This is a genomic window from Pelotomaculum isophthalicicum JI, assembly GCF_029478095.1.
In the GTDB taxonomy this organism is placed as follows: Bacteria; Bacillota; Desulfotomaculia; order Desulfotomaculales; family Pelotomaculaceae; genus Pelotomaculum_D; species Pelotomaculum_D isophthalicicum.
Genome location: NZ_JAKOAV010000005.1, coordinates 116398 through 131244, shown reverse-complemented (window position 1 = coordinate 131244; position 14847 = coordinate 116398). Strand labels below are relative to the sequence as shown.

General features: G+C 53.4%; 18 protein-coding genes. 1 reads left to right on the top strand and 17 read right to left on the bottom strand.

Annotation, left to right across the window (positions count from 1 at the left end; genetic code table 11):
- On the top strand, positions 1-197 hold a 197-nt coding region (locus L7E55_RS04565), incomplete at its 5' end, for a hypothetical protein (RefSeq protein WP_277442868.1).
- Here the strand turns inward: L7E55_RS04565 and L7E55_RS04560 are convergent.
- The 17 genes from L7E55_RS04560 to prmC all read right to left on the bottom strand — a co-directional run bounded on the left by L7E55_RS04560 (position 177) and on the right by prmC (position 14846).
- Entirely contained in the window at positions 177-581 is a 405-nt protein-coding gene (locus tag L7E55_RS04560; protein ID WP_277442867.1) for a F0F1 ATP synthase subunit epsilon, read from the bottom strand. The two genes, L7E55_RS04565 and L7E55_RS04560, sit on opposite strands and share 21 nt — an antisense overlap.
- A 62-nt stretch (positions 582-643) precedes the next feature.
- Positions 644-2056, bottom strand: coding sequence for a F0F1 ATP synthase subunit beta (gene atpD / locus L7E55_RS04555; protein WP_277442866.1), 1413 nt, complete (start codon positions 2054-2056; stop codon positions 644-646).
- Positions 2057-2081: 25 nt separating this feature from the next.
- A complete protein-coding gene (atpG, locus tag L7E55_RS04550) occupies positions 2082-2954 on the bottom strand; it encodes an ATP synthase F1 subunit gamma (protein ID WP_277442865.1) in 873 nt (290 codons plus the stop codon).
- 44 nt (positions 2955-2998) lie between these two features.
- Positions 2999-4522, bottom strand: a complete 1524-nt coding sequence (gene atpA, locus L7E55_RS04545) for a F0F1 ATP synthase subunit alpha (RefSeq protein ID WP_277442864.1) — start codon at positions 4520-4522, stop codon at positions 2999-3001.
- Positions 4523-4546: 24 nt separating this feature from the next.
- On the bottom strand, positions 4547-5089 hold the full coding sequence (locus L7E55_RS04540) for a F0F1 ATP synthase subunit delta (RefSeq protein ID WP_277442863.1): 543 nt from the start codon (positions 5087-5089) through the stop codon (positions 4547-4549).
- The gene (atpF, locus tag L7E55_RS04535; protein ID WP_277442862.1) at positions 5083-5574 is read right to left on the bottom strand and encodes a F0F1 ATP synthase subunit B; all 492 of its coding nucleotides are present in this window, start codon (positions 5572-5574) and stop codon (positions 5083-5085) included. Before atpF ends, L7E55_RS04540 begins: the two co-directional genes overlap by 7 nt.
- Positions 5575-5743: 169 nt before the next feature.
- Entirely contained in the window at positions 5744-5989 is a 246-nt protein-coding gene (gene atpE, locus L7E55_RS04530; protein WP_277442861.1) for a F0F1 ATP synthase subunit C, read from the bottom strand.
- Positions 5990-6063: 74 nt separating this feature from the next.
- Positions 6064-6828, bottom strand: coding sequence for a F0F1 ATP synthase subunit A (gene atpB, locus L7E55_RS04525; RefSeq protein WP_277442860.1), 765 nt, complete (start codon positions 6826-6828; stop codon positions 6064-6066).
- Positions 6829-6939: 111 nt separating this feature from the next.
- A complete protein-coding gene (locus tag L7E55_RS04520) occupies positions 6940-7389 on the bottom strand; it encodes an ATP synthase subunit I (RefSeq protein ID WP_277442859.1) in 450 nt (149 codons plus the stop codon).
- Between the two features lie 5 nt (positions 7390-7394).
- Positions 7395-7652, bottom strand: a complete 258-nt coding sequence (locus tag L7E55_RS04515; RefSeq protein ID WP_277442858.1) for an AtpZ/AtpI family protein — start codon at positions 7650-7652, stop codon at positions 7395-7397.
- 244 nt (positions 7653-7896) lie between these two features.
- Positions 7897-9048 (bottom strand): non-hydrolyzing UDP-N-acetylglucosamine 2-epimerase, encoded by a 1152-nt coding sequence (gene wecB, locus L7E55_RS04510; protein WP_277442857.1) that lies wholly within the window; start codon positions 9046-9048, stop codon positions 7897-7899.
- A 220-nt stretch (positions 9049-9268) separates the two neighbouring features.
- Complete coding sequence (locus tag L7E55_RS04505) at positions 9269-9712, bottom strand: deoxycytidylate deaminase (RefSeq protein ID WP_277442856.1); 444 nt, start codon at positions 9710-9712, stop codon at positions 9269-9271.
- Between the two features lie 239 nt (positions 9713-9951).
- Positions 9952-11193, bottom strand: coding sequence for a serine hydroxymethyltransferase (gene glyA, locus L7E55_RS04500; RefSeq protein ID WP_277442855.1), 1242 nt, complete (start codon positions 11191-11193; stop codon positions 9952-9954).
- Between the two features lie 28 nt (positions 11194-11221).
- Positions 11222-11680, bottom strand: coding sequence for a ribose 5-phosphate isomerase B (gene rpiB / locus L7E55_RS04495; protein WP_277442854.1), 459 nt, complete (start codon positions 11678-11680; stop codon positions 11222-11224).
- Between the two features lie 157 nt (positions 11681-11837).
- On the bottom strand, positions 11838-12317 hold the full coding sequence (locus L7E55_RS04490) for a low molecular weight protein arginine phosphatase (RefSeq protein ID WP_277442853.1): 480 nt from the start codon (positions 12315-12317) through the stop codon (positions 11838-11840).
- Positions 12318-12645: 328 nt separating this feature from the next.
- A complete protein-coding gene (locus tag L7E55_RS04485; RefSeq protein WP_277442852.1) occupies positions 12646-13752 on the bottom strand; it encodes an L-threonylcarbamoyladenylate synthase in 1107 nt (368 codons plus the stop codon).
- Between the two features lie 227 nt (positions 13753-13979).
- Entirely contained in the window at positions 13980-14846 is an 867-nt protein-coding gene (prmC, locus tag L7E55_RS04480) for a peptide chain release factor N(5)-glutamine methyltransferase (RefSeq protein WP_277442851.1), read from the bottom strand.
- Position 14847: the final 1 nt, after the last annotated feature.

Genomic DNA, 14847 nt, shown 5'->3' with positions numbered 1-14847 from the left:
CCCTTCGACTTCCTTCAGACCCCACCGTTGCCAGTGACGCCCTTGTCTACAGGTTGTCTTCCCGCTGGTTAGGTGACAGGGTTTCTTTCAACCCATTGGCTCGGCAGACATGCCGGGCGAACAAAAAAGGGCTGACTTTTGTCAGCCCCCGCGATACGCTTTTAATCGCTTTCACTTTAACGGCCTACCGCCTTTAAGCGGTTGAGGGCACGTTTCAGCGCCAACTCAGCTCTGAGCACGTCCAAGTCGGGCGCCTTGGCAGCAAGCCGCTGCTCGGCGCGCTGCTTGGCCGCCTCAGCGCGATCCACGTCAATATCTTCCGCCCGCTCGGCCGCAGTAGCTAACACGGTCGCCTTGCTGTTTCTGACCTCAAGGAAACCGCCGCTCACAGCGATATTAAACTTTTTGCCTTCCTGCTCGATGCGCAAAAGGCCAATTTTCAGGGCGGTAATTATAGCGGCGTGATCCGGCAGGAGACCGAGTTCACCCTCGCTGCCCGGCGCCACGAAAAACCTGACATCTTCACTAAAAATCTTCTTTTGAGGTGTCACTATATCCAGTCGCTGGGTCTTATCCGACATTTAAAATCCACTGCCTTTCCATATGCGGCCTGCCGACCGGCAGCTTTTTACCGGCTGCAGGTCTAGCCGGCCAGCTTCTTAGCTTTCTCCACGGCTTCTTCGATGCCGCCCACCATGTAGAAGGCGTCTTCCGGCAGGTCGTCGTGCTTGCCGTCGAGAATTTCTTTGAACCCGCGGATGGTTTCCTTAACCGGAACAATCTTGCCGTCCATGCCTGTGAAGGCCTCCGCCACGTTGAATGGCTGCGACAGGAATCTCTGCATTTTCCGGGCGCGCGCCACGATGGTTTTGTCTTCATCGCTCAACTCTTCCATACCGAGAATGGCGATGATGTCCTGCAGTTCCTTGTAACGCTGCAGCACCATTTGCACATTCCGGGCCACGCTGTAGTGCTCAGCCCCGATAACGTTCGGGCTAAGGATACGTGATGTCGAGTCGAGGGGGTCCACCGCCGGGTAAATGCCAAGCTCGGCAATCTGGCGGGAAAGCACGACGGTGCCGTCCAGGTGGGCGAACGTCGTGGCCGGAGCCGGGTCGGTCAGGTCGTCGGCAGGCACGTAAACAGCCTGCACGGATGTAACTGAACCCTTCGAAGTGGATGTAATCCGTTCCTGCATCTGGCCCATTTCCGTGGCCAGCGTCGGCTGGTAACCCACGGCGGAAGGCATCCGGCCGAGCAGCGCGGAAACCTCGGAGCCGGCCTGGGTGAAACGGAAGATGTTATCAACGAACAGCAGGGTGTCGGCGCCTTCCTCGTCACGGAAGTATTCAGCCAGGCACAGTCCGGTCAGCACCACCCGCAAGCGGGCTCCCGGCGGCTCGTTCATCTGGCCGAACACCATGGTGGTCTTGTCCAATACGCCCGCCTCAGTCATTTCGTCGTAGAGGTCTTTGCCTTCACGGGTACGCTCACCCACACCGGCGAATACTGAAATGCCGCCGTGCTGCTTGGCAATGTTATTAATCAGCTCCATCACGACGACGGTCTTGCCCACGCCGGCGCCGCCGAACAAGCCGATCTTGCCGCCCTTGAGGAAGGGCACCAGCAAGTCAATCACCTTAATGCCGGTTTCCAATTGCTCCTCCCTGGTTGACTGTTCCGTCAGCGGGGGAGCCGGCCGGTGGATGGGATATTTCATCTCGCTTGGAATCTCGCCAAGGCCGTCAATGGGTTCACCCAAAACGTCAACCATGCGGCCGAGGGTTGTCTTGCCCACCGGCACGCTGATCGGAGCGCCGGTGTCAACCGCTTCCATACCGCGGACCAGGCCGTCCGTAGCCGACATCGCCACGGTTCGGACCGTATTGTTGCCCAGGTGTTGGGCTACTTCCAGGGTAAGGTCGATTTTCCGGCCGAACATATCTTCTTTTTCGCTTGTTATTTTAATCGCGTTATAAATATCAGGGACTTGGCCGGGTGGAAAACGGATGTCCACCACAACGCCGATAACTTGCACTATATGTCCAACGTTCATTTGCTACACGTTACCTCCTTCACCCTTATTCAAGGGCGGCCGCGCCGCCCACAATTTCGGAAATTTCACTCGTAATCGCGGCTTGGCGGGCCCTGTTCATGGACAGCGTCAGCTTGCTGATCATCTCAGAAGCGTTCTTCGTGGCGTTGTCCATGGCACTCATGCGAGCGCATTGCTCTCCGGCCTTGGATTCCAGCAGCCCCTGGTAAACAGCGTTTTCAAGATACTTCGGCAGCAACTCGGCCAGCACCGCTTCCGCCTCAGGCTCAAAAATGTAGTTAACTTTCTGGACCTGGCCTTCCTGGCCTTCCTTACCTTCTTCAGCAGGCGGCTCAGCCGGCAGCAGCTTCATCACAACAGGTTTCTGCACCATTACGTTAACAAACTGGCTGTAGACGAGGTAGACCTCGTCGTATTCCGCCTCTGTGTATTTTCTTATAACCAACGAACTGATTCCCTGGGCCGTTTGGTACTTGATCTCATCACCCAGACCGATGAAATGCCCGTCGATATTGTACCCGCGCTTGCGGAAAAAGTCATATCCCTTCCGGCCGGCCGTGATCATGCTGATTTCCGCAACAGCGCCTTTCACTTCTTGGGCTACCCGCCGTATCACGTTGCCGTTAAAGCCGCCGCACAGGCCCCGGTCGGCGGTAATAATGACGTAGCAGACTTTCTTCGGTTCACGCACGGCCAGCAGCGGGTGCTTTACCGCGCCGGAAGCCAGCGCCACCCGGCCGAGCACCCCCCTGATTCTTTTGGAATACGGGCGGGCGGCCAGCACCGCGTCCTGCGCGCGCCTCATCTTGGCAGCCGACACAGCCTTCATCGCTTTAGTAATCTTCTGCATGTTCTCGGTAGCCTTGATCCGGCGCCGGAGATCGCGCAAACTTGCCATTTATGTTTTCACCACCTTGTTAGCCGGTAATTGTCTGAAACGCATTACGCCAGACCGTGAGCGGCTTTGAATTCGGCCTTAAACTCTGCAATGGCTGCATTCAGGTTTTCCTGCAACTTATCCGCCAGATCGCCGGTCGTGCGGATTTCCTCAAGCAGGTTGGCTTTATTGGCCCTCATATACTTCAAGTATTCCGCTTCAAACGGCAGCACCTGCTCGACCGGCAGGTCGTCGAGGAAACCGTTGGATGCGGCGTATATGCTCGCCACTTGCTCTTCCACCGGCATCGGCACGTACTGGTCTTGCTTGAGCAACTCCACCATGCGCTCGCCGCGGGTCAGCCTGGCTTGCGTAGCCTTGTCCAGATCGGAGCCGAACTGGGCGAAAGCGGCCAGTTCGCGGTACTGGGCCAAGTCGATGCGCAGGCCGCCGGCGACTTTTTTCATCGCTTTCACCTGGGCCGCGCCGCCGACCCGGGACACCGAGATACCCACGTTCACCGCCGGGCGGATACCGGCGTAAAACAGGTCGGGCTCAAGGAAGATCTGGCCGTCGGTAATAGAAATGACGTTAGTCGGAATATAGGCGGAAACGTCACCCGCCTGAGTTTCAATAATCGGCAGCGCGGTCATGGAACCGGCGCCGAGGTCGTCCGAAAGCTTGCAAGCCCGCTCCAGCAGCCGGCTGTGCAGGTTGAAAACGTCGCCCGGGTAAGCCTCGCGTCCAGGCGGCCGGCGCAGCAGCAGCGAGAGCTCGCGGTAAGCGGACGCCTGTTTGGACAGGTCATCGTAGACGATTAAAACGTGTTTGCCCTGGGACATGAATTCCTCGCCCATGGCGGCGCCCGCGAACGGAGCGATATAGAGCAGCGGGGCCGGGTCGGAAGCAGTGGCGGAAACGATGATGGTGTAGTCCATCGCGCCGGTGTCCTGCAGCTTCTGCATCACGTTGGCGACGGTAGACTGCTTCTGGCCGACGGCAACATAGATGCAGATCACGTCGCCGCCCTTTTGGTTGATGATCGCGTCGATGGCTATCGCGGTCTTGCCGGTCTGACGGTCGCCGAGGATTAACTCCCGCTGGCCGCGGCCAATCGGGGTCATCGAGTCGATGGCTTTTAAGCCGGTCATCATCGGCTGGTGCACCTTCTTCCGGAACATAACGCCCGGGGCGATCTTTTCAACGGGAAGAAACTTGTCGCTATTGATCGGACCCTTGCCGTCCAGCGGCTGGCCTAGCGGGCTAACCACCCGGCCAATCAGGGCGTCGCCCACCGGCACCGAAACGATCCGGCCGGTGCGCTTGACGGTGTCGCCCTCTTTAATATGCTTGTACGGGCCGAGAATAACACAGCCGATATTGTCTTCTTCCAGGTTGAGGGCCATCCCCAGCACGCCGCCTGGGAATTCCAGCAGTTCCATGGACATACATTCCATCAGGCCGTATACCCGGGCGATCCCGTCACCGACCTGGATAACGGTACCCACGTCGGTCATTTCGATCTGTGTCTGGTATTTATCTATTTGCTGCCGGATAATCGAACTGATTTCTTCAGGTCGCAAATTCATTCACTGGTTCACCCCTATCTATAGTTAGCTGATTTGCTTGAGACGATCTCCGAGGGCAGCCAACTTGGCCTTAATCGTGCCGTCAATTACCTTGTCCCCGATCCGGACCAACACTCCCCCGATCAGAGACGGATCTGTAGCATAAGAAACCTGCACTTTTTTGCCGGTCAGCTTGGCCAGCAACTGGTCAAACTCACCTTTTTCCTGATCCTGCAAATCTACCACAGAAGTGACCCGGGCCTCCACCATATTACGTGACGCGTTGGCCTGGGCGATAAACTCCGAAGCGATATCCCCAAAAAACGTCTCCCGCCGGCGGTCCACCAGCAATTTAATAAAGTTAAGGGTCAAATCTGATATATTCCCCTTAAACAACTGGTCAAGCAGTTCCTTCTTCGCGGCAGCCGTAATCTGGGGGTGGTACAGCACTTTTTGCAGGTCGGTGTTATCTTGAAAGATCGCGTTTACGGCTTTTAATTCATCTTCTATTTGATCAATGTTATTTGATTCCGCGGCGAGATCATATAACGCCGCCGAGTAGCGCCCTGCTACAGCCCCTTTTAGCATAGCAGTTCCCCTGCCTCTTTAACGAACTCCTGGACCAACTCGTGCTGGATCTTGTCGTCAATCTGGCGCTCCAGGATCTTGCCGGCCACAAGTACGGCCAGAGTCGCGGCCTGTTCGCGCATCTCAGCGACAGCCTTGTCTTTTTCACGCTGAATCTCGACAACGGCCGAATCTTTCAGCCTCTTTGCCTCATTCTTGGCGTTTTCAATGATTTCAACAGCCTGATCCTCACCCGCTTTGGTAGCTTTCTGGATAATCTCCTGGGCATGCTCGCGGGCGCGGCGCAATTCCGCCTCAAACTCTGCTTTATACTGCTCAGCCTGCTGCCTTTCCTGCTCTGCGGCCGCGATACTGTCACCAATAAGCTTTTGGCGATCGGACAGTAGTTTGGTAATCGGCTTGTAGGCAAATACTCTAAGTAAAATCAACAGAACAACGAAGTCAAAGACCTGCGCCAGCAGGGTTGCATTTGGAAAATGTTCCAAAACTTTTTCCCCTCCATTCAAACGTCTGACACCGGACGTCAAACGTAAAATTCGGTCATCAGGTGCCGGAGGTTAGTGTAACCAACCGCCGATCACCGTAAATCCGGCCGCCTGCCGCCAGGCGTCAAACAATGGCCGGCATCCGGCTCCCGGCGACTGATGCTTTTTCTCAGCCACCAACCTTGCCCCACAGCATGAAGGCAATAACAATCGCGATAACCGGCAGAGCTTCGATCAGACCAAGAGAAATAAACAGCAGGGTCATTGTTGATCCCCTGGCTTCCGGTTGGCGGGCGATCGCCTCAATCGCTTTACCGGTCATGACACCGTCACCAATAGCAGCGCCGCATGCGCCCAAGCCAATTGCGATAGCAGTTCCAATAGCGGCTCCAGCTTGTAACATTTGGTTTTCCATCTAAATTTTCCACCCTTTCATTAATTGAATATTTAACTAGTTTAAAGATAGGTTAATTGCACTTTAACACCAGGCTAGTGCTCCGAGGTAGCTATGGAAATGTAAACGATAGAAAGCATGGTGAAGATAAACGCCTGGATGCAGCCCACGAAGATACTGAAGGCCAGCCAAACCACCGATGCGATGAAGCCCCCCAAAAAGTGAACCCATACTCCAAACAATCCCAGCAATACCGCCAACATGACTTCGCCGCCATAAATATTCCCGAAAAGACGGAAGGCCAGCGTCACCGGTTTGGAAAATTCTTCTATTAAGTTAATAGGAAGGAAAAAGACATACGGTTGAAAGAAATGTTTAAAGTAGCCGGCGCCTTTATATTTTATCCCAAAATAATACATAAGCGCGAAAGTAGTCAGAGACAGCGCGAAAGTGGTGTTCGGATTGGCTGTCGGGGAACTCAGCGTCGGCACAAGGCCAAGCAAGTTGGAAAACAGGATGAAGATAAAAAATGTCACCACAACACCAATAATACTTGCCCCTTTTTGTATGTCCATGTTCTGGTTGACCAGGTTCCTGATCCCTTCAAACATCATCTCCAAGATATTTTGCGCTCCGCGCGGCCGCCTCATGTCCAAGTTCCGCGTGGCGATAACGGCAAACAACATCACCAGGATCATCGTCAGCCAGGTCATTATCATCACTTTCGGGATAAATTGCAGTTGAGTACCGCCGATGGTTAAATTCCAAAGAATTTCATGCCCATGCTCATCTTTCCCCCAGAGATGAAAAACTTCACCCCAAACATCCACCCTGCTTTCGACTTCTTCTAGGCTTAACATATTACATTTTCACCCCCTTTACTTTAATTTTTTGATTTATATTACTAGTCAGTAGTCAGTAGTCAGTATTCAGTAGTTGTAATTCAGAATACTTCGAGACTAAACCCTCTCTCATTCTGACTCCTGGCTTCTGACTCCTGGCCCCCGAGTAGTTACTGATTTATATCTCAAAGAGCCAGCAAGACTGGCTTCCTTAAGCAAGTTGCCCGCGACGCTGAAGGTAAAGATGCAGGAAACCACAAATATACCGGCCGCGGCGGCGTAGATATTGGCAAAGCCTGTTCTGGAGACAAAATAAAGAACCACCATGATGATGACAAGCCGCAAGAAAACTCCGGCCATCACCTGACTACCGGCGCGGGGCAATCCGGCCTTGACAGCGGCATGCAGCCTTTTGCTCAGAAAAAAAGCATTCCACATACCCGTAGCTGTGCCTACGAGTAAACCCCATACAACGGGATTTCCCGGTTGCAGCAACAGCAAGAGACAATAGAATGCTAAAAGAAAGCCGGATATGCGCAATGTCCTGGCTAACTGGCCAGCAAAATCCCAGTCCCGCATTAAATTTACTTCCTCTCCGCAAAAAACCTCTGCAAGGTTTTATATATACCAGTAATCCCGATGGCTATACCGGCAATAACCCCAGCCAGCATGAGCCAGGGCCCGGTGCCAAAATGGCGGTCCAAGTACAGCCCGCAGTAATAACCGGACACAACCGTAACAGCGAGCTCCGTGCCGATAGCCGTGGTTAAACCCATTGCCTGAAGCGCCCACCGTTGGTCCCGTTTCTCTATATCTTTATTATAGTCTTTTTTCTTCTGCATACTTAATCAGCGGATCACGCACAGGTGAATACGCGCGCTGGCTGCCTTCCACCCGGCGTCACCCCTGAATCACCCTCAACATATATTGCTTCTACACTTAATACGCTATTCCTCCAAGAAGAAAGAAATTTTATTTGGAAATAATATATACAGGAGTCAGTAGTCAGGATTCAGGAGTCAGAATATTAATGACATTGAACATATCTTATCCTGTTTACTGTCCACTCTGTAGTAACATTTAAATTTAAGAAGGACAGAACTCTTGCATGGGTTCTTTAGAAATACCAAACTTGTGCTTAATCGCCTGAACAATTCTTTTGGACGCGAGCCCGTCGCCATAGGGGTTGACGGCGTTGGCCATTTTTCCGTAATATTCGTGCTCCTCCAGCAAGCGCCTGGTTTCGGACGCCACCGCCTCTCTGCCTGTGCCCACCAACCGGACAGTACCGGCATCCACCGCCTCAGGCCGCTCGGTTGTGTTGCGAAGCACTAAAACGGGCTTGCCTAACGCGGGCGCTTCTTCCTGGAGGCCGCCGGAGTCGCTCAAAACAAGATAACTGCAGTTGATTAAGTTGGCAAAAGGCTGGTAATCCAGGGGTTCAATCAAATGAATCCGGTTTTGCCCGCCCAGTTCTTCTTCCACCACGCTTCTGACCAGAGGGTTTTTATGCACCGGAAAAATTACTTCCACATCATCGTAGCTTTCCGTGACCTCCCGTAGCGCGCGGTATATCTCGCGCATCGGTTCGCCCAGATTCTCCCTGCGGTGGGTCGTCACCAGCAGGACTCTGCGGCTGCCGTAATCAATCCGGCTCAATACTTGATCGGCGAAAACGTAGTCCGGCCGCACGGTGGCAAGCAGGGCATCGATCACAGTATTTCCTGTCACATAAATACTTTCACCAGACACACCTTCACTAAGCAGGTTTTGCTTGGCGTTAGCCGTGGGGGCAAAATGCAGGTCGGCCAGCACGCCGGTCAGGTGGCGGTTGATTTCCTCCGGAAAGGGCGAAAACTTGTCTCGGGTCCGCAGACCGGCCTCAACATGCCCCACCGGTATTTGCAGATAGTAAGCAGCCAAGGCGGCCACAAAGGTGGTGGTTGTATCGCCATGGACCAGAACAAGATCGGGTTTCTCTTTTTGAAAAACCTCCTGCAGCCCGGTCAGCGCCCGGCTGGTAATGTCAAAAAGGCTTTGTTGCCGGCGCATAATATCCAGGTCGTAGTCAGGCGCTATTTCAAACAATTCAAGCACCTGATCCAGCATCTCCCGGTGTTGGGCGGTGACTGCCACTTTACAATCTATCCCATCCCGGTGTTTTGCCAGCTCTTTTACCAACGGAGCCATTTTGATCGCTTCAGGCCTGGTCCCGAAGACTGTGATCACTTTCAGCAAAGGTTTACAACTGCCTTTCTTCAGGAGTTAGAATTCAGTAGTCAGGAGTCAGAATATATCAAGACAATATATTCTTTTATCCCGATCTCTAAGTATTTACATAAAATAGTTATTCAGGTAGTCAAGGAGTTGGTACTCAGAATTCTTAAAGCAAAAGCCTTTTCCTTATTCCGAATTCTGAATTCTGAATTCTGAATTCTGTCTCCTGAATTCTGTCTCTTTAAACATATCTCATCAATTCCACTCCTGCTTCCTCAAATACTTCCTGAGCCAGGGGGTCGGGGTAATCACCCTGAAAGACCACTTTCCCGACACCGGCGTTAATCATAATTTTGGCGCAGAGCAGGCAGGGCTGGTGGGTAACGTAGCATACTGAATCTCTGATGGCGATGCCATGCACGGCAGCCTGAATCACGGCATTTTGCTCCGCATGCAAGCCGCGGCAAAGCTCATGACGCTCGCCTGAAGGTACGCCCAGCCGTTCGCGCAAACAGCCGATTTCCAGGCAATGCTTTAATCCGGCGGGAGCCCCGTTATAACCACTGGCCAAGATACGCTTGTCTTTAACGAGGACGGCGCCGACATGCCGCCGCAAACAGGTAGACCGGTTGGCCACAACTCTGGTAATTTCCATGAAATACTGGTCCCAACCCGGCCGTTCCATAAGTATCAACACCTTCAAACAGGAGTCAGAACTCAGGAGTCAGGAGTCAGAATATCTCAAGACAATAAAAACTTTACTTTTTCATTCTGACTACTGACTACTTAACTCCTGACTACTGAGCAGTAGCTATCAACACCTTTAAACAGGAGTCAGAATTCAGAATATATAAGACAATAAACTAATCTTTCACTCTTTTATTCTTTTATTTTGACTACTGACTTCTGACTCCTGACTACTAATTAGTACAAGGGATACTTATCGCACATCTCGCTCACCTTCGCCCGGGCGCTTGCCAATTTTGCGGCGTCGTCGCGGTTGGCGACAGCATAGTTCATAATTTCAGCAATCTGGATCATATCTTCCTCTATTAAACCACGTGTGGTAACCGCCGGCGTGCCGATCCGAATGCCGCTGGAGGTATTCGGCGGCAACGGGTCAAACGGGATAGGGTTCTTATTCACTGTTACGCCTACGGTGTCCATCAGTTCCTGCGCCTCTTTACCGGTAATATTCTTACTGCGCAGGTCAACCAGGATCAGGTGGTTGTCAGTACCGCCGGAAATAACCTCAAAACCCCGCTCAAGCAAAGCGGCGGCAAGCGCGCCGGCATTTTTGACCACTCTTTTCTGGTATTCTATAAAATCTGGTTCCATCGCTTCTTTAAACGCCACCGCTTTGGAGGAAATCACATGCATCAGCGGCCCGCCTTGAATACCAGGGAAAACCGACTTATTGATCTGGGCGCCGTACTTCTCACGGCACAGAATCAGTCCGCCTCTGGGCCCGCGCAGGGTCTTGTGAGTGGTGGTGGTAACCACGTCTGAATACGGAACAGGGCTCATATGCAACCCGGCCGCCACCAATCCGGCGATATGGGCCATGTCAACCATCATGTAGGCTCCGACTTCCGCGGCAATATTGCCGAAACTGGCAAAGTCGATGGCACGGGGATAAGAACTGGCGCCCGCGATAATCAACTTCGGCTTATGCTCTCCGGCGATAGCCCGGACTTTTTCATAATCAATCCGGCCGGTTTCTTTCTCTACGCCGTAAAAGACAAACTTAAAATACTTGCCGGATATATTGATGGGGCTGCCATGGGTCAAGTGGCCGCCGTGGGCCAGATCCATGCCTAAAATGGTGTCCCCAGGACTCAGTAAGGCAAAGTAAACAGCTGTGTTTGCCTGCGCCCCGGAATGGGGTTGCACATTGGCGAACTCGGCCCCGAACAGCTTTTTGGCGCGTGAAATGGCCAAGCTTTCGGCTATATCCACAAACTCGCAACCGCCGTAATAACGCTTTCCGGGATAACCTTCGGCATACTTGTTGGTCAGAACCGAGCCCTGAGCCTCCATTACCGCCCGGCTGGCCGCGTTTTCCGAAGCGATCAGTTCGAGGGTCAGGCGCTGCCGCTGTGTTTCTTGCTCAATAGCGCGGAAGATTTCCGGATCGACTTCAGATAAAGGGCGCAACAAACTCATATAAAACAATCCTCCCCACTGCCGTGTACTACCGGCTACATCGATTATATTTTTGCTCTATGGCTTCTATTTTACTTATCCGGCGGGCGTGCCGTCCTCCTTGGAATTCCGATTGCAGCCAAGTCGACACAATATCGCGCGCCAGACCGGGACCGATGACCCGCTGTCCCATGGTCAGTATATTAGCGCAATTATGTTCCCTGGACGCCCTGGCGGAAAAAGTGTCATGGCACAATGCAGCTCTGACGCCCGGCACTTTATTGGCGGATATGGCCACCCCGATACCCGTTCCGCAGCAGAGCACACCACGGTCGAAATCACCGTCGCGCACCGCTTCCGCCACTACCAAGGCCAGGTCGGGATAATCAACCGCTTCCTCGGAAAAAGTGCCGAAATCCTTGAATTCAATACCAGTATCACGAAGAAAGGAAGCAACTTCTTCCTTAAGTTTAAATCCCCCGTGATCACTGGCTATGGCAACTTTCATTTCAATGACCTCTTTTCAAGACTTTTGACTTTCATGTTCGGCCATATAATTGTTTCGCTGCTATTCTATGCCCAACGGTCACTTGCCGACAACAAGATTTCCTAAGCAAGAATAAATTTCACCTTATGGAGATTCGACAGAAATCGAAAGAATTCCTCTAATTTTGGTCAAAAAATCCCTCTGCCTTTGCCGCAAGCCGCTCCAGAGCACGGAAGACCAGAGACTCCAACCTTTCCGCGCACCGGCGGTAGACTGTAACAGACTGACCAACCGGATCGGGCACATCTCCGTCAGCACCGGCGAATTCGGCAAGAGTGAACACTTTACCGGATGTTTCCGGGAAGACACTCAGGACATAATCACACTGGGCCCGGGTCATGGTCAGGATGAGTCCGGCCCGCTCGGCGATTTCAGATGTTAGGCGGGTGGCGCGGTGCTCTTTAAGGTCAATCCCTTTCCCGGCCAGCGCTTCCACCGCTTCCGCGGACGCGGGCGCATTTTGCCAGGCTGCCAGGCCGGCTGACGAAACCGTAATTATTTCGGAGTCTCCCAACCTTTCCGCTAAAATCCTGCGCGCCAGCGCCTCCGCCATACTGCTGCGGCAGGTGTTACCGGTACAGACAAAAAGCAGTTCCATAGAACCACCTCACAAACTTCATAAATTATAGTAGTCAGAATTCAGTAGTCCGTAGTCCGTAGTCAAAATATTTAGAGACAGTGAAGTCGTTTAGCTTTCGCTAAACTTCGGGGTTTTGGTAGAAGATTTCACCACCACCAAATTCTAAATCGTTGGGGACATTCCTTCCATTCGTTGGGGACTTGGGGACATTCCTCCGACCCCAAAGTCAGTCTTTAAAGAGAGGTGTGTTCCCGTTCCTTTTAAGCAGTGGAGGTCTTTAAAATCTGATAAACCACTCTTTCATTCTTTTATTCTGACTACTGGATACTGACTACTGACTACTGTTCTACACGCGAATTATCTTTCCCCCCGCGGCCTTGCGCAGCCGGTTCATCACCGCTAAGCCGATACCTTGCTCCGTCAGTCCTTCCGCCAGGATAACGTCGACCTCCATCTCATCAAAGCGGCGCAAGGCTGCGTATAAAGCCGCAGCTACTGTTTCAGGTTTATCCCGGCGCCCGGCTAGAACAACCTCCCCAGCGGCAGAAAAATCCCCCTTATCATTATACGAAAGGACTCCGACCCGACGGCCTTGTGCCCGGTATTCCCGCGCCAGATCCATAATTTTCGCCGCTACTGCTTTCACTTCACCTTCGATCAAAAAAAGCGGCGCGCGCGGCGCGTAGTGAGTGTACTTCATGCCGGGAGAACGCGGCCGGCATCTACCTTTAGACCCTGAACGCGCCGCGGGATCCACCGCGACAGATTCCAGGACTTCGCTTAAATCTTCCAGTGTGACTCCGCCCGGCCTCAGCACCAGCGGCGCCGGGGCGGTCAGGTCAACGACAGTTGACTCCACTCCCACTCCTGCCGGACCGCCGTCAATGATCAAATCAATCCGACCGCCCAGATCGTTTAAAACATGCCTGGCGGTCGTCGGGCTGGGCCGCCCGGAAGTATTGGCACTAGGCGCTGCGACAGGTACACCGGCCGCGCGGATCAAGCCCAGCGCCACCGGATGATCCGGCATGCGCACGGCAACAGTGTCCAGGCCGGCGGTAACTTGAGCCGGCACCACTTCACCAACCGATAAAATTATCGTCAGGGGGCCAGGCCAAAAAGCATCCATTAACGCTTCCGCCGCGCCGGTTATTTTTTTTACAAGTCCGCTTACCGCCTCCCGCCCGGCAACATGGACAATCAGAGGATTATCCTGGGGGCGTCCTTTTGCTTCAAATATCCCAGCCACAGCCCGCCCGTCCAGAGCGTTCGCCCCGAGGCCGTACACGGTCTCCGTCGGGAAGGCAACCAAACCGCCCCGGCGCAATACAGATCCGCCTTCCTCCAGGGGGCCGGGTTCCGGATGAGACGGATCTACAGTTATGTATTTTGTGCTAATCTTCTTATTTTGCATATAAACCTCAATCGCCACTCTATAATGACCTTTGAGCATACAGCGCGGCTCATGTTCGGCCTCTATAATTGTTCGAGTTCTTTCACGCTCGGGTTCGGTCTAACTCGGCGCTCCGCGCCTCAAACAATTCCCTCACTATTCCTCGGGCTCACTCGCTCTTTGAACTAAGCCTCAAAATCGCCGCTTTTATATACCCAAAGGTCTCTCCAGGGAAGCAAAAAAGAACATCCCCTTGTCTACTGAAGTTCTCTTATTCTGACTACTGTCTACTGACTACTGACTACTGTCGAAAGGCGGGCAACCGCCAGTCTGTCCAGTCCAGCCAGGTCTTGCAGGAACACAGTTTCCCATAATGAAGGACTCAAGAGGGCGGCTATAGCTTCGCGCTGGCTGCTCCCGATTTCCATCATCAGTCTGCCGCCCGGCTTGAGCAATTCTGCCGCGGCGGGAATTAACCGCCGGTACAAGTCCAGACCGTCCGCGCCGCCGTCCAGGGCGGCTACCGGCTCCAGTTGCACCTCCCGTGACAGCGCGCCGAGTTCGCTCGTGGCAATATAAGGCAGATTGGCCGTAACTAAGTCCACCCGTCCGGCTAACTCCAGTCCGGCTAACGGCACAAGCAGATCGCCCTGCAGAAAAGATACGCGCTGCCCTACACCATGTAAAACAGCGTTATGACGGGCTGTCTCAATAGCGTCAGGTGACAGGTCGGTTGCGTAAATCACGACATGCGGCAAGAACACAGCCAAACTAACCGCGATAGCTCCACAGCCGGTGCCTACGTCAACGATAATATCATCGTTCCCCGCCAGATGAATAGCCGTTTCAACCAGCAGTTCAGTTTCCGGCCGGGGAATCAGAACAGTGTTGTTGACAGTAAAATCCAACCCCATAAATTCCTTGCACCCGGTCAGGTAGGCTACCGGCTCGCCCGCTTCCCGCCTGGCGATCAGCATGAAAAACCGGGCTTCCGCTTCCGGCGTGAGCTCGCTCTCCCAGTCCCGGTATAGTCCGGCATGGCTGCGGCCGGTCACGTGGCCGAGAAGCACCCCGGCGTCCAGGGCGGGAGTGACGGCACCGCTATCTTTCAGTATTTGCCCGGCCTTGCGCAAGGCTTCTCTGACAGTTGACATG